The sequence below is a fragment of the Streptomyces sp. NPDC059816 genome, from assembly GCF_042732055.1.
In the GTDB taxonomy this organism is placed as follows: domain Bacteria; phylum Actinomycetota; class Actinomycetes; order Streptomycetales; family Streptomycetaceae; genus Streptomyces.
This window is the reverse complement of record NZ_JBHWIQ010000001.1, coordinates 405,102-428,218: the sequence shown is the minus strand read 5'-3', so window position 1 is coordinate 428,218 and position 23,117 is coordinate 405,102. Positions and strand designations below refer to the sequence as shown.

Annotated in this window: 14 protein-coding genes; 5 read left to right on the top strand and 9 right to left on the bottom strand. The window is 74.9% G+C overall.

All coding sequences use genetic code 11. The features are described 5' to 3' along the window. Positions 1–62 precede the first annotated feature (62 nt). The gene (locus ACFV88_RS02035; protein WP_385484955.1) at positions 63–395 is read left to right on the top strand and encodes a hypothetical protein; all 333 of its coding nucleotides are present in this window, start codon (positions 63–65) and stop codon (positions 393–395) included. A gap of 127 nt (positions 396–522) precedes the next feature. Here ACFV88_RS02035 and ACFV88_RS02030 read toward each other — a convergent pair whose 3' ends face one another. The 7 genes from ACFV88_RS02030 to ACFV88_RS02000 form a co-directional block, all read right to left on the bottom strand. Further along, positions 523–939, bottom strand: a complete 417-nt coding sequence (locus ACFV88_RS02030) for a hypothetical protein (protein WP_385484953.1) — start codon at positions 937–939, stop codon at positions 523–525. A 5-nt stretch (positions 940–944) separates the two neighbouring features. After that, entirely contained in the window at positions 945–1,820 is an 876-nt protein-coding gene (locus ACFV88_RS02025; RefSeq protein ID WP_385484951.1) for a glycosyltransferase family 2 protein, read from the bottom strand. An 87-nt stretch (positions 1,821–1,907) separates the two neighbouring features. Further along, positions 1,908–2,426, bottom strand: coding sequence for a GNAT family N-acetyltransferase (locus ACFV88_RS02020; protein ID WP_385484949.1), 519 nt, complete (start codon positions 2,424–2,426; stop codon positions 1,908–1,910). Beyond that, positions 2,423–3,316, bottom strand: a complete 894-nt coding sequence (locus tag ACFV88_RS02015; protein WP_385484947.1) for a hypothetical protein — start codon at positions 3,314–3,316, stop codon at positions 2,423–2,425. The genes ACFV88_RS02020 and ACFV88_RS02015 overlap by 4 nt, the downstream gene beginning before the upstream one ends. Before the next feature lie 679 nt (positions 3,317–3,995). Further along, positions 3,996–5,585, bottom strand: coding sequence for an MFS transporter (locus ACFV88_RS02010; protein ID WP_385484945.1), 1,590 nt, complete (start codon positions 5,583–5,585; stop codon positions 3,996–3,998). A gap of 169 nt (positions 5,586–5,754) precedes the next feature. Then, positions 5,755–6,375: an NAD(P)H oxidoreductase gene (locus tag ACFV88_RS02005; protein ID WP_385484943.1), complete on the bottom strand. Its 621-nt coding sequence runs from the start codon at positions 6,373–6,375 to the stop codon at positions 5,755–5,757. Next, complete coding sequence (locus tag ACFV88_RS02000; RefSeq protein WP_385484941.1) at positions 6,365–7,171, bottom strand: SDR family oxidoreductase; 807 nt, start codon at positions 7,169–7,171, stop codon at positions 6,365–6,367. The genes ACFV88_RS02005 and ACFV88_RS02000 overlap by 11 nt, the downstream gene beginning before the upstream one ends. A gap of 273 nt (positions 7,172–7,444) precedes the next feature. Here ACFV88_RS02000 and ACFV88_RS01995 point away from each other — a divergent pair, with 273 nt between their 5' ends. Together ACFV88_RS01995 and ACFV88_RS01990 are read left to right on the top strand one after the other, a co-directional pair. Further along, positions 7,445–10,702, top strand: coding sequence for an ATP-binding protein (locus ACFV88_RS01995; RefSeq protein ID WP_385484939.1), 3,258 nt, complete (start codon positions 7,445–7,447; stop codon positions 10,700–10,702). Between the two features lie 71 nt (positions 10,703–10,773). Then, complete coding sequence (locus ACFV88_RS01990) at positions 10,774–11,091, top strand: DUF6980 family protein (RefSeq protein ID WP_385484937.1); 318 nt, start codon at positions 10,774–10,776, stop codon at positions 11,089–11,091. On the opposite strand, the gene ACFV88_RS01985 is transcribed toward ACFV88_RS01990, so the two are convergent. Continuing rightward, positions 11,082–13,268 (bottom strand): CHAT domain-containing protein, encoded by a 2,187-nt coding sequence (locus tag ACFV88_RS01985; RefSeq protein WP_385484935.1) that lies wholly within the window; start codon positions 13,266–13,268, stop codon positions 11,082–11,084. The two genes, ACFV88_RS01990 and ACFV88_RS01985, sit on opposite strands and share 10 nt — an antisense overlap. Before the next feature lie 284 nt (positions 13,269–13,552). Between ACFV88_RS01985 and ACFV88_RS01980 the strand changes: the two genes are divergently transcribed. Both ACFV88_RS01980 and ACFV88_RS01975 read left to right on the top strand, forming a co-directional pair. Further along, positions 13,553–21,091, top strand: a complete 7,539-nt coding sequence (locus tag ACFV88_RS01980) for a tetratricopeptide repeat protein (RefSeq protein ID WP_385484933.1) — start codon at positions 13,553–13,555, stop codon at positions 21,089–21,091. Between the two features lie 39 nt (positions 21,092–21,130). Beyond that, positions 21,131–21,517, top strand: a complete 387-nt coding sequence (locus ACFV88_RS01975) for a hypothetical protein (protein ID WP_385484932.1) — start codon at positions 21,131–21,133, stop codon at positions 21,515–21,517. Positions 21,518–21,537: 20 nt separating this feature from the next. Here ACFV88_RS01975 and ACFV88_RS01970 read toward each other — a convergent pair whose 3' ends face one another. Next, a complete protein-coding gene (locus ACFV88_RS01970; protein WP_385484930.1) occupies positions 21,538–22,659 on the bottom strand; it encodes a YncE family protein in 1,122 nt (373 codons plus the stop codon). Positions 22,660–23,117 lie beyond the last annotated feature (458 nt).

Sequence of the window (23,117 nt, the reverse complement as noted above, 5' to 3'; positions counted from 1 at the left end):
TGCCCCCAGCGGAACGGGTGTGGCGACCCCGGTCCCGAGCGATCGGAGATGGGGTGAGCCAGATGGAGTGGGTAGTGGGCGCGGCCGTGTTCGTGGGCGGGTTGGCGATGACCGCGGGCCTGGTGATGATCGTGACGGGGCGGGCCCTGCCCGGGGTGCGCCGCTCGGGCGCCCGACCCCGGCTCCACGGCTCGGGCGCCCTGCTCATGGGCATGTCCCTGGTGGTGCACGGACTCATCGACTTCGACGTGCTGCCGGACGCGTCCTGGGAGGTCCGCTTCATCGGCGGGAACGTCCTGCTGTTCGCGGGGCTCGCCCTGATCGCCGCGAGTCAGCTGCTGCCCGACCCGACGGGTGACCGGAACCGCCGCCGGGTCGGCTCGCGCGGGGCCTGAGCGGTCAGCTGACCGGTGTCGGGCCTTCCTAGCCGTAGGTCGGTGTCAGGCTGACATGGTGCCCGGCGGAGCGCCCACCTGGTTCTGGTGGACCAGCGAAAGGGACTACGGAGGACGCCCCGACCGCTCAGAACGCGTACAGGTACACCCGCGTTCGGTCACCCTCCTTGAGCGGCTGGAGGTACGTTTCGATCCACTGCACCCGCTTGCGCCGGTGGTCGCCCACGCACGGTGGACAAACCCCCGCCCAGCGCGTTCCCGGCAGGGTTTGGGGTTCGGCCAGCCCGAGGTGCCCGAAGAGTTCGTCCTCCGGAACGACGTCCTGCTTCCTCGCCCGCACCGGTTTCTCTGAGCGTAGGTCCTTCGCGATGTCTTCCGCCTGCTTGTCCCGTGTGATGAAGGAAAGCAGGTAGATGTCCTCGCGCGGGTTGATCTGGACGGCGCCTTTGGCTCCGGTCGCGCGGTCGTCGTCCCCTGCCGCACTGGAGCACGCGGTGAGAAGGAGAGCGGTGGTGAGGGCATGTGTGGCACGGATGAACCTCACCGGTTCTAGATCACCGGGGGGCGGCCCAGGCGGGTCATGCGGGCGACCGTGCGCCAGCGCATGGGGCGGCGGGGGCCGCCGTTGGTGCGGACGCCTTCCCAGAAACCGCCGGCCCAGGCGCGCAGGCCGTCCCCGGAGCGGGTCCGGGCCAGGGTGAGCAGCGTCCAGGTGCCGAGGTAGGCGGGGACGAGCGGGGCGGGCAGGTTGCGCTTGGCCAGCCAGACGCGGTTGCGGGCGGTCATGCGGTAGTAGACGGCGTGTCGGGCGGGGGAGGTCTTGGGGTGTTGCAGCAGCAGCGCGGGTTCGTAGACGATGCGCCAGTCCCCGTCCAACGCCCGCCAGGCCAGGTCGGTCTCCTCGTGCGTGAAGAAGAACTCGTCCGGCCAGACGCCGACTTCGTCCAGCATCTGCATGGACAGGGCGTGACCGCCGCCGAGGAAGGTCGTGACCTCGCCGCCGCGCAGCGGGTCCGAGGCGCGGAGCCGGGGCACGTGGCGGCGCTGGGTCTCCCCGTGCTCGTCGGCGATGCGGAAGGCGACGATGCCGAGGCGGGGGTCCTCGCCGTACATCCGGGCGAGGCGGCTGAGGACGCCGGTGTCGACCAGCAGGCCGTCGTCGTCCAGGTCGACCACCACGTCCACGTCGCCCAGGCGCCGCAGTTCCTCGATGGCGACGTTGCGTCCGCCGGACACGCCCAGGTTCTCCGGCAGTTCCACGCCGTGCACGCCATCGGGCAGCTCGGGCAGTGGGGAGCCGTTGCCGACCACCACGATGCGCGTGGCCGCGAGGTCCTGTCGGGCCACCGAGTCCAGGAGGGCCCGCAGCTCGATCGGGCGATTCCCCATGGTGAGGATTGCGATGCCCATGCGCGGGTGACCCATGAGTGAACTCCGTCCGTACACCGTTCGACCGGGCGATCCTATCGGGGCACCACCGGGACCCCGTCCGGCCGGTACTCCGCTACTTCGCTAATCCGCCACTCGGCGCTTCGGCTGTCGCAGGGTGAGGACCATGACGTCGTACAGCGGCGAGTCCGGGAAGGGGAGCTTCTCGCCGGCGTGCCGGTAGCCCCAGCGTTCGTAGAGGGCGCGCAGGCGGGGGCGTTCGCGGCGGACGAGGAGTTGGGCGAGGGCCTCCTCCCGGTGCCGGATCAGCTCGTCGTGCATCGAGCGGGCGATGCCTTGCCCGCGGTGGGGCGCCCGGAGCATGTTCTCGCAGAGGGTGAACGTGTCGCCCTCGCGCGCCCGGAACCCGTAGGTGAACCCGACCGCTTCGCCCGCCACCCGGGCCAGTACGCATCCCCACTCCGGTGCGGTGGTGTGCCCGGCGAGCCGTTCTTCGAAGCGCTCCAGGGAGAAGAAGGGGTGGGTGGCGATGTCGTCCGCGTACACCTCGGCGTAGATGCCGAGGAGGGCGCCGCGGATCTCCGGCAGGTGCTCGACCCTGCGGTACTCGGTCGTCGGACGCTCCGTGGTCATGGGGGTCATCGCCTCGCCTTCTGCCAGGCGCGGGCGCGTTCGTCGAGGAGTTCGGCCGCGCGTACGCCTCGGCTGCGGAACGTGGTCAGGCGGCTGCGGATGGCGCGGACCTCGTCGGTGACGCGGGCGGAGTGCACGTCGCCGCACAGGTCCAGCGAACGGTGCCACGTGGTGCACGCCTCTTCGAGGTGGCCCTGCGCGGCCTGCGCACGTCCCTGCGCGGCCAGGGTGAGGGCGGTGATCCGCTGCTGATGGGGCATGCCGCCGCGGGTGCGGGCCGAAGCGGCGTAGTGCGTCTCGGCGTTGGCGTGGTCGCCGAGCGCTCGGAACGTCTTCGCGGTGTGGGAGGCCACCGTCGCGTGCGGCGAGCCCCACAGCCGGGCCCAGAACGGCAGGTCGTCCGGCTCGTCACGCAGGACGAGTTCATGGGCACTGCGGATCTGGGCGACGGCTTCCTTGGCGCGTCCGGCGACGGCGAGGGCGCGGGCGCGGGTCACCACGAACAGCGCTTCCGTGACGGGGGACACCCGGCCGTGGACCCGGGTCAGCGCGGCCTCGGCCAGCGCCAGGGTGTGCCGCGGCTGCCGTACGTCCATCCCGTTGTGGGCGAGGATGCGCAGGGTCCACGCGCCGTGGAGGTCGTCGCCGGCTTCCCCGGTGAGCGCGAGGGCCTGGAGGTAGTAGCGCTGGGCGAGGCCGTGCTCCTTCGCGTCGTACGCCTTCCAGCCGCACAGGTAGGCGACGCAGGCGGCGGTGGACAGCGCGTCGTCCCGGGTGTCCTGCGAGGCGAACGACGCTCGGCACAGGTCCGCCACGTCGCTGCGCAGGTACTGCACGACGGCGGTCCGCCCGTGCTGTCCTCCGTGGCGTTCGTCGATCTCCGTGAACAAGGTGGTCATGTCCCGCACGGCCTCGACCTCCGCGCGCCCGGCCCGGTTGCCCACCGGGCGGTGCGGTGCGCCGGGGGACTGTTCCCCGCCCGCCCCCACGCCCAAGGGCAGGGCCGCTGCCGTGACGCTGTAGGCCGTGTTCGTCAGGAAAGTACGCCGGTGGATGTCTGCCTCCCCGATGCGTGCGGTGGACCACCGGGGAGTGCACGCCCCAACGGAGCCAGTGATCCCACGGTAGCGGTTGCACCGCACATGGTGACGGTCGCACGACGGACTCCGGCGTTTCGGAGTCCGTGTCGGGTTCGACTCCGATCGGGGGGTTGAGGGGCGTGGGGCGATCGGTTGCCCGTTGTAAGGGGAAATGAATCGGTATGACTATTACTGCGAGTGTCGACAGCAGTCGCCCCGTGGCGACGCTCATCAACGTGTCCACCGTCGCCCCGTAACGCCAGGCCGAGCTACACCCAGTGGGAGTCCGAGGAGCGCTACCGGGCGGTGCTGGCCCGCCCGGAGGCCCGGGTGCACAGGGACCAGGCCGCGGTGATCGCGACGGACGTGCAGCCGCGGTTGTTCCGGGTCGAGTCCGTGCACCCGCGGTGACCCCGCGCCGGGCGCACACCGGCGGGCGGCGGTACGGGAGTTCCGTACCGCCGCCCGGTGCCGGGGTGCCGCCGTGCCGCCGTGCCAGTCAGTGGGTCGCCCCGTCGAGCACCCGCTCGGAACCGGGAGCCCCGGCGGCACCCTCCTCGGCGGCGGGCACCGTACCCGTCGCCGGAACGCCCCGCAGCAGCGTCCACACCAGTACCGCCGTCACCGCGGCGAACCCTGCGCTGAGCGCCGACGCCGTCTGGAGGCCCGAGGTGAACGCGGACTTCGCGAGCTGTGCCAAGTCCCCGGCGCCCTCGGGGAGTCGCGCCGAGAGGTCCAGCGCCGCGCCCAGCGTGTCGCGGGCCTCGGCGGGGGCGTCGGAGGGCATCTCGGCCCGGTACACGGCGGTCGCGACGCTGCCGGTCACCGCGATGCCCAGGGCCAGGCCCAGGTCGTACGCGGTCTGGCCGGTCGCCGCCGCCGCGCCCGCCTTCTCCGGCGGGGCCGCGCCGACCGCCAGCGTGGTGCCGAGGACACTGATCGGGGCCACCCCGAACATGATCACGGCCAGGGCCAGGGAGATCGGTACGACCCCTTCCACGACGCTGGTGACGGCGTAGCCGGCCAGGGCCACGGCCAGTCCGGCGAGGATGACGTGGGCCGGACGGGTGCGCTGGGCGAGGGCGGGCGTCAGTTGGGATCCGGCGACCAGTCCGGCGGCGCCCGGCAGCAGCCACATCCCGGCGGCCAACGGGGACAGGCCCGCGACGGACTGGAGGTACTGCGGGACGAGGTATTCGACGCCGTTGAGCGCGGTCATGCCGAGCAGCAGGGTCAACAGGGCGCCGGTGAACGTCCGGTCGCGGAAGAGCCGCAGGTCGAGGAGGGGGTTGGCGAGGCGGTTCTGGCGTCGGACGAACGCGACGGCCAGTGCGGTACCGGCGGTGAGCGAGAGGGCGGCGACCGGTCCGGGGCCGTGCGCCGCCACGTCCTTGACCGCGTAGATCAGGGGGAGCACGGCGAGCAGGAACAGCGCCACGCTCAGCAGGTCCAGCCGACCGGGGTTCGGGTCGCGGTACTCGGGCAGCAGCGCCTTCGCCAGCAGCAGCACCGGCAGCATCACAGGGACGCCGATCAGGAACACCGAGCCCCACCACCAGTGGTCCAGCAGGACGCCTCCGGCGATCGGTCCGATGGCCAGGCCCACGGAGAGTGCGGTGACCCACATGGCGATCGCCTTGGCGCGCTGTCGGGCGTCGGTGAACATGTGGCTGATCAGCGACAGCGTGGAGGGCAGCACGGCCGCCCCGGCGATGCCGAGCGCCGCGCGGGCCGCGATCAGCGTCCCCGGGTTGGTGGCGTACGCGGCGACCACGGACGCGGCGATGAACCCGAGCGAGCCGAACAGCAGCAGCCGGCGGCGGCCGATGCGGTCGCCGAGGGTGCCCATGACGACGAGGGTGCCGGCGGTGAGGAAGCCGTAGATGTCGGTGATCCACAGCAGTTCGCTGCCGCTGGGCGTGAGGTCCGCGGCGAGGTAGGGGGTGGCGAGCCAGAGCACGCCCAGGTCGGCGGTCATCAGGGTGACCGGCAGCAACAGGACCGCGAGGCCCAGCCAGGGGTACCGGACGGGGCGGGCGGCCTTTCCGGGGGGTGCCGCTTGTGCTCGGGGTGTCTCTTCGGAGGTCATGGCAGGAGCTTGGGCCCCACCGTCTCGGGAACGGTTCGGGCCGTGTTCGGGCCGCTTCCGGGTGCGTTCCGGGAGCCGCGCGGTCCCGTGAACGCAGGCAACGCCGTACGGCGACGAGTGCCGTACGGCGTTGCGTGGGGTAACGGGGGGTGGTGGGGACGGTGGTGCGTCAGAGGTGGGCGATCGCGTCCTGCGCCTCGTCGAGCAGGTGCCGGACGCGGTCCGGGCGGCGGTGCTCCGCCACCCCGGACAGCTCGGCCCCGTAGAGCACCTGGACCCGCGCGTCCTCGATGCCGCAGAACTCCGAGACGCCCACCCTCAGTTGCAGGTCCATGGCCGCGCCGAGCCCGGAGGTCTCGTAGTGCTCCCGGGAGCTGCCCGCCAGGCCGAGCCACACCATCCGCTTGCCGGCCAGCCGGGGCGTACCGCGTCCGTAGGCGAAACCGTAGTTCCATACGCGGTCGATCCAGCCCTTCAGCACGGCGGGGACGGAGAACCACCAGACGGGGAAGACGACGACGATGTCGTCCGCGGCGGCGATCCGGTCCATGTGGGCGTGGACCTCGTCGGAGTACTGCTTGTCGCGGTGCTCCCAGTCGGGTTCGTCGACCGGGGTCAGCCGGGGGTCGAAGCCCTCGGCGTACAGGTCGAGCACGTCGACGTCGCCGCCGCGGGACTTGAGTTTGTCGCGCAGCCGGACCGCGGCCTGCGCGGTCAGGGAGTCCTGCCGGGGGTGGGCGAGGACCAGCAGGGTGTGTCGGGGCGCCCCGGGGGCGCGGTCAGAAGCCAAGGCCGGACCCGCCGCTCGCGTCGATGTTCTGCCCGGTCACCCAGCGGGCGTCGGGCGAGGCGAGGAAGGCGACGACGTCCGCCACGTCGTCCGGCCGGCCCACCCGGTCGAACACCGAGTACGCGGCGGCCGCCGCCTTGGCCGCGGGGTCCGCCATCCACGGGTGGATGTCGGTCTCGATGGTGCCCGGCGACACGGCGTTGACCGTGATGCCCCGCTCGCCGAGGGTCTTCGCCAGGGTGAGCGTCAGCACCTCGACGGCGCCCTTGGTGGCGGCGTACGCGGTCATGCCGGGGAAGGCCACCTTGGTGACGCCGGAGGAAATGTTGACGATCCGGCCGCCGTCGCGCAGTCGGGACAGGCCCTTCTGGACGATGAAGAAGGGGGCCTTGGCGTTGATCGCGAAGATCTGGTCGTAGCTCTCCTCGGTCACGTCGTGGATCGTGCCGGGGCCGGCGATGCCCGCGTTGTTGACGAGGATGTCCACCCCGTCGGCGTGCTCGTCGAACGCGGCCCACAGGGCGTCCGCGTCGCCGGGGACCCCGAGGGCGACGCCGATCGCGAACGCCGAGCCGCCCGCCTCCTCGATCGCCTGCACGGTCTCCTTCGCCGCGGTCCCGTTCGCGCCGTAGTGGACCGCGACCCGGGCGCCCTCGGCGGCCAGCCGGAGGGCGATGGCCCGGCCGATGCCCCGGCTGCCGCCGGTGACCAGCGCGGTCTTGCCGACGAGCCGCCGCCCGGTGACCTGCTCGGCCGCCGCGGTGGTGGTGTGCGCCGTGTCGTTGACGTGCTCCATGGTTCCGTCCTCCGGTACTGCTGGGGGCGGGACTTCCGTTGTCCCGTCCGCTGTGGTCACAGACTGGAGCCCGCCGGCTCGGGTCGGGCTCGGGTCCGGTTCGGGTGAGGTTCGGGGGCGGAACGGCCCGGCGGGGGCCGGCGCGGAGATCGGCAGGATGACGCCAACCCGGCGCCGCGGCCCGGCAGCACCGCCGGCGTGCGCCGGGGGTGTGACAGGGTGCAAGGGGGTGCTGTCGGGCGCCCCCCAATGAGCGGACGACGAGGGGGCGGCGTGAACGGGGTGCACGACCGGAACACGGCGACGGACGGGGCACCGGGCCCGCCCGTCACGACCACGGGCGGCGGCATCCGGTTCGCGGTGCTCGGCGAGATCGCGGTGCTCGACGGCGACGGGAACCCCGTGCGCGTACCGGAGTTGAAGGTACGGGCCCTGCTCGCCTCGCTGCTCGCCGCCCATCTGGTCGACGCGGGCCGTCCGGTCGCCGCCCACCGACTCATCGACGACCTGTGGGGCGAGGAACAGCCGGGCAACCCGCTGCGCGCCCTCCAAGCGAAGGTGTCCCAACTGCGCCGCGTGTTCGACGAGGTGCGACCGGGCGGGCGGGCCCACCTCGCCTCCCGCGCTCCCGGCTACCAACTCCTCGTACCGCAAGGCGCGTTGGACGCCGACCGGTTCCGTGAGCTGGCGGAGCGGGCCCGGCAGGTGCCCGACGCCGACGCCCGCGCGGCGCTGCTCGCCGGTGCGCTGGACCTGTGGCGGGGCCCCGCCTTCGCCGACTTCGCCGAGGAGACCTTCGCCAGGACGGCCGTCGAGCGGCTGGAGGAGGAACGGCTCACCCTGGTCGAGGAGCGCTCGGCGGCCCGGCTCGACGCCGGGGACCACCTCGCGCTCGCCACCGAACTCGCCCCCCTCGTCGCCGAACACCCGCTGCGCGAACGGCTCACCGCCGTCCACGTCCGCGCCCTGTACCGGGCCGGGCGGCAGGGCGACGCCCTCACCGCGTACGAACGGCTGCGGCACCGGCTCGCCGATGACCTCGGCGTCGACCCGAGCCCCGAACTCGCCGCCCTGCACGGCGCCGTACTGCGTCAGGACCCCGAACTCAGCGCGCCCCCCGCCCCCGCCCGGGCCGTGGTCGCCCCGCGCACCAACCTGTTCGTGCCGCCCGGGGAACTCGTCGGTCGGGACGGGGCCGTCGCGGAGGTGGCGCAGCTGCTGACCGGGCGGCGGCTCGTCACCCTCACCGGTCCCGGCGGGGTCGGCAAGACCCGCCTGGCGCTGGCCGTCGCCGACCGCGCCCGCAACGACTTCCCGGACGGCACCTGGCTGGTGGAGCTGGCCCGCGACGGCGAACCGGTCGAGGCGGTCGCCGCGGCGCTCGGCCTGCGGGACGACGGCGTGTGGGGCGTCCAGGAACCCAGCAGCCCGGCGGAGAAGCTGGCCGCCGCGCTGCGCGGGACCCGGACGCTGCTGGTGCTCGACAACTGCGAACACGTGGTGGACGAGGTCGCGGGGCTGGTGGAGACGCTGTTGCGGCGGGCCCCGGAGGTCGTGGTCCTGACGACCAGCCGGGAGTCCCTGGCCCTGGCCCCCGAGACGCTGTGGCAGGTGCCGCCGCTCGACCCGGCGGGCGGCGTGCAGCTCTTCGCGGAGCGCGCGGCCTCGGCGGCGCCCGGGTTCGTGCTCGACGACTCCAACCGGGATGCCGCCCTGGCCGTCGTGCGTCGCCTCGACGGCATCCCGCTCGCCCTGGAACTCGCCGCGACCCGGGTCAGGGCGCTCGGCGTCGAGCGGCTGCTGACCCGCCTCGACGACCGGTTCCGGCTGCTCGACGGCGGTCAGCGGGGGGCGCCCGCCCGGCAGCGGACCCTGCGCGCCGTGATCGACTGGAGCTGGGAGCCGCTGGCCGAGGACGAGCGGGCCGTGCTGCGCCGGCTCGCCCCGCACCCCGACGGGTACGCGTTGGAGGGCGCCGAGGCGGTCTGTGCGGGGGACGGCGTCGAGGCCGCGGACGTGTTCGGCCTGTTGGCCCGGCTGGTGGACCGGTCCCTCGTCCAGGTCAGTGCGGACGGCTCCCGGTACCGGCTGCTGGAGTCCGTCGCCGCCTACGGCAACGAACGGCTGGTGGAGGCCTGCGAACTCGACGCGGTGCACGAGCGGCACCTCGCCCGGGACACGGCCCTCGCCGAGGCCGCGGTGCCGGGACTGCGCGACGGACGCCAGGCCGGGGTGCTGGAGCTGCTCGACACCGAGCGGGCCAATCTGCGCTGGGCCCTGGACACGGCACTGGCCCGCGGTGACGCGTCGCACGCCCTGCGGCTGTGCGACGCGCTCGCCTGGTACTGGGTGCTGCGCGGCCGGCTCGGCGAGGCCCGCCGGGCCCTGACCGCCGCCCGGGACCTGCCCGGCGGCGACCCCGCGGCCCGGGCCCGCGCCGCGGTGTGGCTGACCGGTGTGCGGATCATGTCCGGGGACGGGGCCGACCGCGCGGTGCGGATCGCGGCGGCGCTGGCCGAGACCGACGCCCTGGACGGCGGGGCGACCGGGTCGGGCGCCGTGCGGGCGCGCTGGTTCCTCGGCCACAGCCTCGCCGGCACGGGTGACCTGACCGCCGCCGAGGCGTTGACCGGGCCCGCGCTGGAAGGCTTCCGGGCCCTGGGCGACCGGTGGGGCGAGGCCGCCGCGCTGTCCGACCGGTCGGCCCAGCGGTTGCTCCGGGGCGATCTGACGGGCGCGGCGGACGACGCGGTGCGCGGCGCCGGGCTGTTCGCCGAACTCGGGGACGCCTGCGGACAGGTGTGGTCGGTGTACGCACGGGCCTCGGTCGCCGAGATCCACGGCGACTACGAGGCGGCCCGTGCGGTGCAGGAGGACGCGCTCGAGACGGCCCGCCGGTTCGGGCTGTCCACCCTCGCCGCCGACCTGCTCGCCGGCCTCGGCCGGATCGCCCTGCTCCAACGGGACTTCGACACCGCACGGGCCCGGCACGGGCAGGCGCTGCGGGAGGCCGCCGCGCTGGACTTCCGCGCCGGGGAGATCAACGCCCGGTTGGGGCTGGGGCTCGGCGCCCGTCGCGAGGGCGGCCTCGACGAGGCCGAATGGCAGTTGCGGCAGGTCCTCGACTGGCACCGCGAGGTCGGCCTGGAGGGGGCCAACGCCCTGGTCCTCGCCGAGTTGGGGTTCGTCGCGGAGTTGCGGGGCGACGTCCCGGCGGCGCTGCGGCTGCACTGCGAGGGATATCGGGTGGCGCTCACCACGGGTGATCCGCGGGCGGTCGCCCTGGCCCTGGAGGGCCTGGCCGGCGCCGTCGCCCCCGGCAACCCGGCCGGCGCGGCCCTGCTGTTGGGCTGTGCGGCAGCGACCCGGGAGTCCACCGGGGCGCCGCTGTCCCGCGCCGAACACGGGGACGTGGACCGGGCGTCCGCGCTGGCCCGCGACGCACTGGGCGAGGCCGGCTTCACCGAGGTGTTCGGCGGGGGCGGCCGGCTCACCCCCGAGGACGCCGTCCGGGCGGCCGGCGCGGGCTGAGGGCCCGGCGGGACCGCCCGGGAGTGTGGTCCCCTACGGGGGCGCACTGACGATCGAGGGGACACCGGGCCATGGCCGACCAGCACTGTTGCGAAGCGATGGACGACGCCGTGCACCCGCGTTGCGAGCGGCACATGCAGCCCGCCGTCTGCCCGGACGCGCTGATCGAGTTCAGCGCCAGGTTCCGGGAGTACGGGCTGCCCGTGCGTGACGGGGGCGGGGCGAGCGTCACGATCGACTTCTGTCCCTGGTGCGGGCGGCGGCTGCCCGCATCGCAGCGGGACGCCTGGTTCGACGAGCTGGAACGCCGCGGGATCGAACCCTTCGGGGACCAGGTGCCCGCCGAGTTCCAGGACGGGCGCTGGCTCACCGCGCCCCCTCAGGGCTGACGGGTCGTCGCTGCCGGTCCGGGGGGTTCGGCGCGGGCCGCGGGGCTGCCGTACACGGCGTACGCCAGCCAGGTGGGGTCGCCGTCCCCGCGGCGCAGGGCGCGCCGGGCGTGCAGGGACGCCTCGCCCAACGACCCGCCGTGGCCCAGGAAGTGGGTGTAGAAGGCGCGGGCGAAGTCCTGCGCGGCATCGGAGCGCACGGGCCACAGGGTGCCGACGAACGCGCCCGCTCCGGCCCGCAGGAACTGCGGGGCCCAGCCGAGGGTGCTGGCGAACCAGTCGATCTGGCCGGCGCTGCGGCACGCGTTGAAGAAGACCATCGGCCCGGACTCCCGCAGGGTGCCGGCATGGGTCGCGTACGCCAGGTCCACCGGGTCGAACGGGCCGTCGGCCATCGACACCACCGAACCCCGTTCCGTGGTGAACGCGTTGTGGCAGGCGAAGTGCAGCAGGCCGCGGTACCCGTCCTCCACCAGGGCCGCCACCGAGGCGCGGTCGTCCAGGACGCGGGCGCCGGTCGCTCCCGCGTCGAACAGGCGTCGCACCGTCTCGACCTCCCGGGCGGCCTCCGGCGGCGAGCCCGGCGGCACGACGAACGTCACCTCGGGCAGGGCGAGTCGGCGTACCCGCTGCTGGCCGAAGGTGCGACGGACCACGGGCAGCCACTCGGCCAGGAACCCCGGTCCCTCGGACGGTCCGTCCAGCGGGTACAGCAGCTCCCAGGGGACGAGGTCGTGCTCGCCGAGGACGGTCACCGAGGAGACGCGGTCCGCCTCGGCCCAGAACTGTCGGCGCACCGCCTCCGGCACCGCGGACGCCCACAGTTCGACCCCGAGGTTGCGCAGCCTTCGGGTGCCCGCGGTCCCGTCCGCGCCGCCCGGACCGGCGTCGGCCGCCGCCTGGCGCAGCTCCCGGTACACGCGTTCGGAGATCAGCCGGGGGTCCCCGCCGACGGTACGGAACGACTCCGGCGCGTAGCAGGTCTCGCCGATGAGCTGGAAGCTGTACGAGCCGTCCGCGCCGCGCAGCACCTGGAGCGTGACCTCGCCCGGGTCGAAGGCGACCGTGCCCAGGGCGGCGGTGCGGGGCGGCCCGTCCCGTACGGGCGCTCCGGTGCCCACCGACACCTGGGCGCGCACCTCGCCGAGGAAGGTGCCGCGGTGGAAGGCCCGCACGGTCACGGTGCGCAGTCCGGGTGCGGTGGTGCGCAGCCCGAACCTCAGTACGTCGGAGTCGGCGCCCGGTCGGACGGTGACCTCCTGTTGGAGGTCACCCAGCACGGTGAGCCCGGGGGCGTACACGGTGACCAGGAGCCGGGCCCCCTCGGGCGGCACGGCGAAGGCCCGCAGCGGCACTCCGTCCGTGCGGTCCGGCCCGTCCCGTACGAACTGCACGTGCAGGGGGACGCGGGTGCCCGGCGGGGCCTGGTCGACCAGTTCCACGACCATGCGCCGCGGGTCGGGGGGCGGTGGCTGCGGCTCGGGGTCCGGCACGGTGCGCGGGAAGGCGGTCTGCGCGGGGGGACTGCCGTACGGGGTCACCTGGGTCGGGGGGTCCGGGGGGCGGACGATGCCCGTGTGGTTCGTTCCCCCGTGCCAGGTCACGTCGGGTCCGGTGTCCGGCTCGGGGTCCGGCTCGGCGTCCCCGGCCGGTTGGGGGCGTGGTGTCCCGCCCGGGGCGGCTCCGGGGCTGACGGGGGGCGCGGTCCGGGCGCTGCTGAAGTCCATGTCCGCGAGGGCCCAAGGGGCACGGAACGCCGGGATCAGGAGCGGCAGGATCCCCTGGAACAGCAGCTCCTGTTCCCAGCGGGCGCGGGCTGCGGGGACCACCCGTTCGGCGAGCCACTGCTCGGAGGGCGGGTGCGGGCCGGCGTGCTCCCGTAACGCCCAGCGGGTCCAGCCCTCGCCGTACACCTCGTCCAACTCGGGTGCCGCCTCGGCCATCGCCCGGCGCAGCCGCCCCCGTTCCGCGTGCTCCCGGAGGTACGCGTACGCGTCGTACGCGCGGTCCGCCACCGGGTTGACGGAGTCCATCGCCTCCACCACCAGAGCGTGCAGATCCGCGTCCTCCACGTGGTCCGGCACCACGCCGGACCTGCGCAGCACCCGGACGGCGTCGTCAAAGATGCGTTCGAACGCCGCGCGGTCCTCGCGCCGCAGGGGCCGCCTGCCGCTCACGTGCTCTCCCCCGATCGGGCGTGCTGGGCACGGGGTCGTTCCGGGCGCCGGCGCGCGCCGACCACCCGGGGGAACCGACCCCGTACCGAGCGTAGTGCCGGGCGACACCCCGGCGCAGGGCGACGAGCGGGGTGCTCCGGTGCAACCGTGCCGCCCCGGTGGGCGTCTCCCTGCGTGACGTCCGGTCCACCCGCGGTCATCGGGATTGCTGTGACTCGGGGTCGATATCCGGCCGTGCTGGATAGGATCGGTACGCAAACGGCGATCGCTGCGCGGGGGTTCGGTTGCTCAGCTGGTCTGGCGAAGACATCCGGGACACGGGCCGTGCCCTGGCCGCGTTCCTCCTCCACGACGGTGTGGACGAGGTGCGGTTCGCGCCGGAGGAACTGGGCCGGATCGCGGTCCCCGCCGTCCTCGCCCTGCGCCGGCGGGTGTTGCGGCGCACCGGGACGCAGGGCGCAGCCGTTCCGCCCGGCGACGGCGGGCTGCTGCTGCGACTGGTGGACGAGGCGCACCGGGCGGACGCGCCGGACCTCGCCGAACTCCTGCTGAGCACCCTCCGGTTGTGGGACGGCGACGGGCCGGGACAGCCGCTCACCGGCACGGACGACTTCGAAGGCGTCCTCGCCCGGGTCGCCGCGGCGGCCCTCCAGCCGGGGCCGGACCCGGACGCGCCGCACACCGAGGACGGGGTGCCCGTCCTCGTCGCGCTGGCCCGGGCCGCGCTGGACGCCACTGCGGCCCGGCATGCGCACCGGGTCGCCGGTGCGGTCCGTGACTGGGGCCTCGACGAGGACGAACTCGCGCCGCACCTGGCTCCTTCGCAGGAGCTGCGGACCCGGGCCGCGGAGTTGGTCGACGGTGCGGAGCCGGCCGCCGCCGTGGTGCTCGGCCCGCTGCGGGACGCCGTGGCGGACGCCCTGGACCACGGGGACGTCGACCGCGCCGAGGCGGCCGTCGAGCGCCTCGCGCAGGAGCACCGGCGGGTGGAGGTGACCCGTCGACTGCGGGAGGCCGGCCGGGTCCTCGACGCCGGACCGGACGGCGCTCCGTCGGAGCACGACGAGCCCGGTGACCTGCTGCGGCTGCACTTGCGCACTGCCGGGATGTACGCCTCGGCCGGTGAACTCGACACCGCCGAGCAGTACCTGGACGTCGTCGAACGCGGCCTGGAGCCTCGACCCGAGCCCGAGCCCGCCCCGCCGCCTCCGCCGCCCGCCGCGGTGCCCGAGCCCGCCCCGGTGCCCGCGCCCGCGGACCCGGTGCTGCGCGCCGCCGCCCTGCTCGACCGCAGTTCGCCGGGGAAGGGCGCCGCCCTGCGCGCGACGCTCGACCACACCCACCGCTCCCGTCTCTGGCAGGAACTCGCCCTGGAGCTGCGGGCGGCCGGCGACGCCCCGGGCGCCGATGCGGTGTTCGCCCTGGGGCGGCCCCCGCTCCCGCCGCCCGGGCACCGCCCGCCGGCCCTGCCGTACGCGGCGCTGCCGCTCGTCCCGCTGCTGGACGACCCGGCGGGCAACGGCCCGGTCGGCGCCTCGCCCGGCGACACCGCCGCCCACTTCGCGCGGGCCGTCGCCGAGGGCTCACCGGTCGCCCTGGGCTGGGCCGTCGGCTGGTACGTACGGGCCGGGGACCCCGGCGCCGGCCTGGAGCTGTACCGGCGCCACGCCCACGCCCAGTACTTCCGGGCCGCCGCCGTGTGGAACATCGCCTGCGCCTACGCGGCCGTCGGCGACGACGGCGCCGCGCTGGCCTCCCTGACCGTGTTCGCCCGGATCCTGCCCGGCGCGGCCGACCCCGACCAGCGGGCCGCCCTGGCGGACTACTGCGCCCGGCTCGGCCACCCCTCGCCGCTGGTCGCCCCCGCCCCCGTAGCCGCGCCGGGCCCGCCGCCCGCCGCCGGCGGACCGCAGGGCGACCCGGGGGACGAACCCGCGCTCGCCGCCCGCGCCAAGGAACTCCACGAGGGCGGTCGCACCGAAGAGGCCGTGCGGCTCCTCGACGAACTGCTCACCGCGAACCCGTCCGCCCCCGCCGCGTACCTGTTGATGCGCATCCACCGCGAGCGCGGTGACCTGGCGTCCGCCCGCGAGGTGGTGCGCCGGATCGCCGCAGCCCGCGGCGAGCTGAGCTGGCGCCACCACGTGGAGCTGGCCAGGGTCGCCCTCGACCGCCGCTGCACCGACCTGGAGGTGGCCGGCGAACAACTCGCCCAGGCCCGGGCGGGCGGCGCCGGACCGCTGTGGACCCAGCCGTTGGAGGAGCGCCTGGCCCGGGCCTCCGAGCGGGGGCCCGCCGAGCTCGCCGCACCGACCCCGGCAGCGGGCGGCCCGGTGCGCTACGGGCCGCGCTCCACCGAGCCCGGGGTGGCGCAGGCGCTCCTGGAGGGACGGCTCCCGGAACTCCTCGAAGAGGCCCGCTCCGGCACCCCGCGCCCCGGCCGCGACCTCGGCACGGTCTTCGCGCACCTGCGGACCATGCAGCTGAGCGTGCCGCCGCCGGGCACCCTGAACCTCGTCATCAAGGCCGTCATGGAGGTCCGCGACGACTTCGCGGCCCGCGACCTGGCGACCTGGCTGATGGACAACCGGTACTGGGACGAGGCCGTGGAGGTCCTCCAGAGCTGTGTGCTGTGGATCTCCCCGGAGCGGCTGCCGCGCGTACTGCACCTGAGGGACCGGGCGGCGCGGGCCGGCGGCATCCTGGAGGAACTCAACCCGCCCTGCCCGCCGGTGCGGGAGGACGCGGGCAGCCCGGTGCGCGCCGACCGCCACGACATCCAGCCGCACATGTCGCTGATCGTGGAACCGGAAGCCTCGCTCGTCGCCGTCTGGCGGGCCCAGAACCCGCCCGCCACGGCCACCCCGAACGACAGGGCCGACCTGTGGATCGACGCCGTGCACGCCCACCCGGTCTGCCTCGGCAACGCCCTCGGCCAACTGATCATCGCCGGGCGCCCCGAGGACGCGCTGCGGCTGCACAGCACCTACGCCGACGACCTGTGGCTCACCGCGGGCGCCGCCTGGAACCTCGGCTGCGCCTACGCGGCGACGGGCCGGCTGACGGCCGCCGCCGACACGTACCTCTACCAGACCCGGGTCACCACCCGGCCGTTCACCGCCCGGCAACAGCACGAACTCAGGGCCCTGTTCGACGCGCTCGGCCGGTCCGTGCCGCGGCCCGCGCTGCGGTCCGCGCCCGTGGTGCGGCGGGCCGCCCCCGGGATCGCGCTCCCCCGCCCGCCGCGGGCCGCGCTGCACGTCACCGAGGCCGAGTCGACGGCCGCCCGGCTGGTGGCCCAGTGCCGCAACGAGCCGACCACCCACCACTTCCGGCTCGCCGCCGACGCGGTCCGCAAGGCGATCCGCCTCGACCGCGCGCACCAGGAGCGGCACGCGGCGACCCTGCGCGAACTGTTCGCCCTCCAGCCGCCCGAGCCGGCCACCGCCGCCGCCCTGGTGATGGTCCTGGAGACCGCGGGGCTCACCGCCGAGGCGTGGGCCCTGCTCGCCCGCTGGATCGACGACACCGCGGCCCACCCCGAACTGCTGGGCCCGGCGGTGCGCATCGCCCGCAAGGTCGGCACGGTCCGCCAGGTCCGGGACACCCTGCTGCGGCACCTGCGCCCCGACGTCGGCTTCGAGCACTACCTGACCCTGGCGAAGGCCGCCCACGAACTGAAGGACACCACCGGGCGGGCCCGTTACGCGCAACAGGCCCTGGCCCGCAACCCGAGCTGCGCCGAGGCCGCCTACCTCCTCGGCCCGCAGAGCAAGCGGGCCAAACGCGCGGTGCAGGCCGCCCCGGGAACCGTGACGCTGGACGCGTCGACCCCGCGCACGGAGGCCGTCGCCCTGCTCACCGACGCGTACCGCAGCACGGTGGGCTTCCTCGACCGGTACGCCCTCACCCGCTACCGGCCCACCCCCGGCCGCACCGCGCTGCTGACCGCCCTGCGCGAACACAAGCGGGCCCGGCTGGGGCGGCGGGCCGCGCCGGACGAACTGCTCGCGGATGCCGCCGACATGATCGCCGCGGCGGAGGCCGAGGACTGGGAGAGCGCCGCCGCCCACGCCCGGGAACTGGTCGCCGAGCGGCCCTGGCACGCGGGCATCGCCAACGCCGCCGCGATGTGCCTGATCCGGCTGCGCGACCTGCCGGAGCTGACCGCCACCGAGAAGGAGCAGGTCGACGGGGAGATCCGCGGGCTGTCCGAGATGGCGGGCACCCTCCAGGTCCGGCTGGAGATCCTGGTGCAACTCGCCTACGCCCGGGCCCGGTACGCCGAGGCCGACGCCCTGCTGACCGAAGCGCCCCGCTGGTGGCACAACGAGGACGACATCTGGGCCCAGGCCGGACTGCGGGCCGGCACCGAGATGTGCGGACGGCCCGTCGAGGCGGCGGAACTGCTCCTGGAGTACGGCAGGCTGTGCCCCGGTCCGCCGGGGAAACGGGCCGCGGCCGTCGCGGTGGTCCTCGCCGACCGGGGCGGCGCCCCGGAGCTGACCGATGCCGCGCTCGCCGTCTACCGGCGGGCCGTGGCCGGGGAGGGCACACCGGAACGACTGGTCACCGACGCGCTCGCCGCGGACCTCCCGGAGGTCCTCAACTCGGTGGGCGCCCCGGTGCTCCCGGCCGCGCAGATCGACCGGATCGCCGCCCACCTGAAGGGCGACCCGTTCCGGCTGTTGTCCTTCATGCGCCGCACCAGCCACCACAGCCGACAGAAGGGCCCGGAGCAGCGCCGCGAGTTGGTCGCCCGACGCCTCCACCTGTTCGACGTGTACGTGGCGGCCGGCCGCATCGGCGCCGGGGTCGTCCGGCTGCGGGAGGCCGCGGACCACGGGGCGAGCAAGGCGCAGGTCACGGCGCCGCTCCAGCAGCTGTGCGCCCGGCACGGGGAACCCGACCCGTCCGGTCGGGCCCGCAACCTGCTCGTCCAGCGGGACGCCCCCACCGAGCGGCGGCCCGCGCCCCGGGCCGCCGCGGACCTCGCCCACGAGGTCAAGGACACCCCGCTCGACGTCGAACTGCCCGACCGGGTGGCCCGTTTCACCAGCGTGCTGGCCGCCGGGGTCGACCCGCTGACCGGGGTGGTGGTGCGGCGGCTCGCCGGCTGCTGGGACCGACTGACCCGACTCGTCCTGGCGACCGCCCGGCTGGCCCCGGCCCCCGACGCCCCGACGGCCGCGGGCCCCGGCGCCGACCCCGCCTCCGTCACCGCACTGATCGCCCGCACCGCCGCCGCCCTCGCCGAGAGCCACCACCTGGCCGAGGACCTGCTGCTGCGCGAAAGCCCCTACCTGGACTGCGTGGTCACCGTCCAGACGGGATTGCGCGCGCACTGGCAGCGCACCGCGAAGCAGCAGTTGCAGCAGGGCGCCCCCCTCCTGGCGAAGCCCCGGGCCACCCGCATCGGGGACGGGCCCGTGGAGGTGGTGTTCGAACTGCGCACCGGACAGCAGCAGCCGCGGACCGCCGCTGTCAGCTGTGCCGGCGCCGCCCAGGAGTGGGAGGGCCACGGCCTGATCGCCCAGGACGCGAAGAAGGGGTCCCTGGTGGTGGAGGCGCCGGCGCCGACCGCCGAGGGCGCCGTGGAACGGGTGACTCTGGCGCTGCGCTGGCAGTTCCCCGACCAGGGCTGGTCGGAACCGGTCCGCTACGAGGTCGAGGTGGAGTTCCTGGAACGGCGGGACACGCTGCGGCAGCGGTTCACCCCGAAGATCTGCACCGGCAAGGAGATGTTCGTGGGCCGCCAGCGGGAGAAGGAGGAGATCCGCGGCAGGTTCGCGAACGCCGCGCACGCCCCGGTCGGCCCGCTGCTGATCACCGGCTCCCGCCGGGCCGGCAAGACCTCCCTCATCGAGGACCTGCGCCGGCTGCACAACCCCACCACCGGTGCGCTCCTCGAGCCCGCCGACTGGCCGGTGCCCCGACTGTTCCCGGTGCTGGTCAGCGGACAGTCCGCCGCCCACCCGGTGCGCAACGTCCTGCCGTTGATCGCCGCGGACGCCGAGTACCGGCTCAGCCGCCTCTACCCGCACCGGGGCCTGGCCCGGGCGTTGGAACTCTCCCAGTGGACGGGCGCACAGGCGGGCCTCGTCACGGTGTTCGCCGCCTGGTGGGAGCAGGTGCGCCGGGATGTGTGGCCCGACGAACGGGTCAAACCCCTGGTCATCATCGACGAGTGCCAGGAGCTGTTGCGCGGCTACCGCGACGACAACGAGGCGAAGCGCCAGGCCACCGGGGCGCTGCGGGACCTCAGCCAGCGCGGGGAGATCGCCCTGCTGTTCAGCGGCTCCTGCACCTACGCACAGCTACAGGAACTGCTGAAGGGCACCCCCATCGGCACCGACATGCCCCGCCCGCTGCCCATCGGGCTGTTGGACCCGATGGCGGCCATGCAGGTCATCCACCAGGGCTTCCACGACGACCAGGACGGCTTCGGCGTCGAGGTGCTGGACCGGTCGGCGATCACCGCGTACGAGGCCACCCTCGGCCACCCCTACCACCTGCACCTCCTCGGCGAGGCCCTGGCGGAACTCCTGGGGGAACGGGGCCGGCGGGTGGTCGATCCGGGGCTCGTCGAGGAGGCGGTGCGCGGGGTCGTCACCGGCGAGGGGGCCGTGACCGGGCTGCTCGACCAGTACGACGCGCAGGAGAAGGTGCCGCCGCTGCTGTTCGAGGTCGCCGACCGGCTCAAGGACAGCCGCCACGAGGGCGACGTCAAGGCCGGCTGGAGCAACGCCAAGGTCGACGAGCTCGCCGACTACATCGACCTGGGGCTGCTGCGCCGCAAGGACGCCAGCCTCGCCTGGGTCAACCCCATCGTGGAGCGCTGGTTCGACGGGGGCCGCCACCAGGAGTCCGTGGAGCAGGACCCGCAGCGGGCGATGCTGGAACGGGAGGCCCTCCAGGTCCTCGGCACGGACCAGCGCGGCGGCCACCCCGTCGCCCGGGTCCGGGACACGCACGGACAGCGGTACCGGGGGACGTTCCTGAGCGAGGGGGACCCGGGGGCCACCGTCGACCGGTTCGCCGAGGCCGCGCGGACGGTCACCGCACTGCCCCGGCACTGGCGGGCCTGCGGACGGTGGCTGCTCCAGGAGGACGTCGGCGGCCGGACCTTCGACCGCTTCCTCAACCCCGACGAGCCCGTCGCCCCCGAACAGGCCGTCCGCTGGATCGTCGACGCCTGCGAGGCGCTGGACGCGGTGCACCGCGGCTGGGGCATTCCGCACGGTGACGTCCACCCCGATCACCTGGCCCTCGTCGACGGCGAGGTGCGGATCACCGGCTGGGGCCACAGCGGCACTCCCGACCCGGCCCGCCCGGGCGAGGTCCCCCACACCTGGGACTCCGTCTACTACGGTCCCCAGTGCGAACCGGGCGCCCCGCGCACCCCGCAGCACGACACCGTGGCGCTGGCCGCGCTGCTCCACCAACTCCTGGAGCCGGAACGGCGCCTGCCCTGGACGACCGACACCGCGACACCCGACTCCGCGACGAAGGTACTGGTCCGCGGCGAGGTCGGCATGGTGCTCTTCGCGGTGCTCCAGGAGCCCCGCACCCCCTGGATCACCACTCCGGGGGCCCTCGCGGAGAAGCTGCGCGGCACCCTGCCCGCACCACCGGACCCGGCGGCGCCCGCGGGCACGGTCACCGTCATCAACCAGAACAGCGCCACCAGCCGCGCCGAGCAGCGCCGCGCCCGCTACACCGGGCCGGTCGGCGCCGTGACGGGCGACGGCGCCCGGATCGACGTCGGCTCCGTCGGCACCCCCGGCCCGGCCGCCGACACCGAGGCCCCGCCCGGCCCCTGACCCACCCGTGCAGCACCCACCCTCCAGGAGGCACCACCCATGGCAGACGTACGGAACACCTTCCAGGGCCCCGTCGGCAGCGTGTCCGGCGACGGCGCGAAGGTGAACATCGGCAACGTCGGCGACGGCACGGGCACCGTCAACGACGGCACCGCCCCGGCCGCCGCGGACTCCCCGGGCCTGCTCGCCCTGATCGAGCAGCTGCGCACCGAGATCGCCGAGGTCCGGGCCCAGCTGCCCGAGCGGGACGCTACGGAACTCGACGCCGCGGTAGCTGAGTTGGCGGAGGAGGCCGGTCAGGAGGAGCCTCAGCGCAGCCGGCTGCGGCGCTTCGCCCGCAACGTCCGCGACATCCTCGCCGACGCGGGCGAATCGCTCGCCCCGTTCGGCACGGCGGTCGGCATCTACACCGCGCTGGGCGGCTGAGCCAGGTCACGCCCCCCGGGTCAGGGCAGCACCACCGCACCCAACGGGCGCTGTCCGCCGGGCAGCCAGCGGGTCTCGCCCCGCGCCAGGTCCACGACGGTGACCCCGTCCCGGTACCCGGCGCGGGTGAACCCCGCGGTGACGTAGGCGGTGCGCCCGTCCCGGGACACCGTCACGTCCTCGTGGGGCCCGTCGAGCGGGACGAGGCGTTCGGTGCCGTCCGGTGCGCGGACCGTCAGCGAAGGCCCGCCCGTCGCCTCGCCCACCGGACCGGTGCCCACCACGAGCAGCGTCCCGTCGGCGGTGAGGGCGGCGCCGTGCTGGTGGGTGTCGGCGGTCATCCGCTCGACGGTGACCCGCCCGGTCCGGGGGTCGAGCACCGCGAGCCGTTCGCCCTCGAAGGGCAGCAGCAGCCGCCCGTCGTCCCGGACCGCCGCGTAGTGCGGCTTCAGCCAGGAGCCGAGGCCGCCCTCGGTGCCGTAGGGCGCGACCTCGAAGCGGCGGGTCGTCAGGGTGTCGGTGCGCACGGCGGTCACGTCGAACGAGTCGTGGTTGGTCGCGTACACCGCGGAGCCGTCCCGGGTCACGTCCACGTCGAAGGGTCGACGCCCCACCGGCACCACGTCGGTGACCTCGCGCTCCGCAGTGTCGATCACCTCCAGGACGCCCGGTCCGTCGGGCACGTTGACCCCGACGTACAGGCGCCGCCCGTCCGGGGCCAGGGCGATACCCATGCCGCCCCCGCGGTACTCGCCGTCCGTCACCGGCCCGGTCGGGGTGCGGTACGGGATGCGGCCGAGGTCCTTACGGGTCCGGGTGTCGACGACCGCGACGCCCTCGGCGGTGGCGACCCAGGCCCGGCCGTCCGACCCGAGCGCGAGCCCGTACGGGGCGGTGCCGACCCGGACGGAGGCGAAGGGTCCGTCCTCGGGGTGCAGGAACGTGACGGTGTCCGCTCCGAAGTCCGCGACGAGTAGTGTCCCGGACGGGGTGGCGACCCCGGGCGCGGAGTCGCTCGGCGCGGGTCCGTTCGCGGCGGGCGCGTCGGAGGTGCGACCCGCTCCACGGTCCGGTGTCTGGGCGCAGCCGCCGAGCAGCACGCCGGCCACCAGTACTGCCACCGTCGTGTACCTGGCGCGCATCGTTCACTCCTGTCGTGGGCCGTGGCTCATGGGTGCCACCTCCCACCCTGCCTCCCGGGGCGGACCCCCGGATCAGCGGCTCGGCCCCCGAAGACCCACCGCCCGGTGGACCCGGGTGTCGCCCGATCGGCTGATGCGCCGCGCAGCGGTGCGTGTCCCGGTGGGCGTGCGCTGTCCGGTGGGCGTGCGTCCCGCGTTCGCGCAGTTCCCCGCGCCCCTATCGGGTGCGTCCTGCTGGCGTGCGTTGCTTCCGTGCGGGTGCGTCGTGGTCACCCGCGCAGTTCCCCGCGCCCCTGAGGTACGCCCCGGTGGGCGTGCGCTGCCCAGCGGGCGTGCGTCGGGCCCCGATAGGGGCGCGGGGAACTGCGCGAGCAACCACCGCGCACCTGCACGGAACGGTGAACCCGCACCGGGACGCACCCGATGGGGGCGCGGGGAACTGCGCGAGCAACCACCAC

Bases quoted from the DNA above. Each gene is read 5' to 3' on its own strand.
- ACFV88_RS02035 (WP_385484955.1), top strand. From the start codon at position 63: ATGGAGTGGGTAGTGGGCGCGGCCGTGTTCGTGGGCGGGTTGGCGATG.
- ACFV88_RS02025 (WP_385484951.1), bottom strand. From the start codon at position 1,820: ATGGGTCACCCGCGCATGGGCATCGCAATCCTCACCATGGGGAATCGC.
- ACFV88_RS02020 (WP_385484949.1), bottom strand. From the start codon at position 2,426: ATGACCCCCATGACCACGGAGCGTCCGACGACCGAGTACCGCAGGGTC.
- ACFV88_RS02015 (WP_385484947.1), bottom strand. From the start codon at position 3,316: ATGACCACCTTGTTCACGGAGATCGACGAACGCCACGGAGGACAGCAC.
- ACFV88_RS02010 (WP_385484945.1), bottom strand. From the start codon at position 5,585: ATGACCTCCGAAGAGACACCCCGAGCACAAGCGGCACCCCCCGGAAAG.
- ACFV88_RS02000 (WP_385484941.1), bottom strand. From the start codon at position 7,171: ATGGAGCACGTCAACGACACGGCGCACACCACCACCGCGGCGGCCGAG.
- ACFV88_RS01990 (WP_385484937.1), top strand. From the start codon at position 10,774: ATGGCCGACCAGCACTGTTGCGAAGCGATGGACGACGCCGTGCACCCG.
- ACFV88_RS01975 (WP_385484932.1), top strand. From the start codon at position 21,131: ATGGCAGACGTACGGAACACCTTCCAGGGCCCCGTCGGCAGCGTGTCC.
- ACFV88_RS01970 (WP_385484930.1), bottom strand. From the start codon at position 22,659: ATGCGCGCCAGGTACACGACGGTGGCAGTACTGGTGGCCGGCGTGCTG.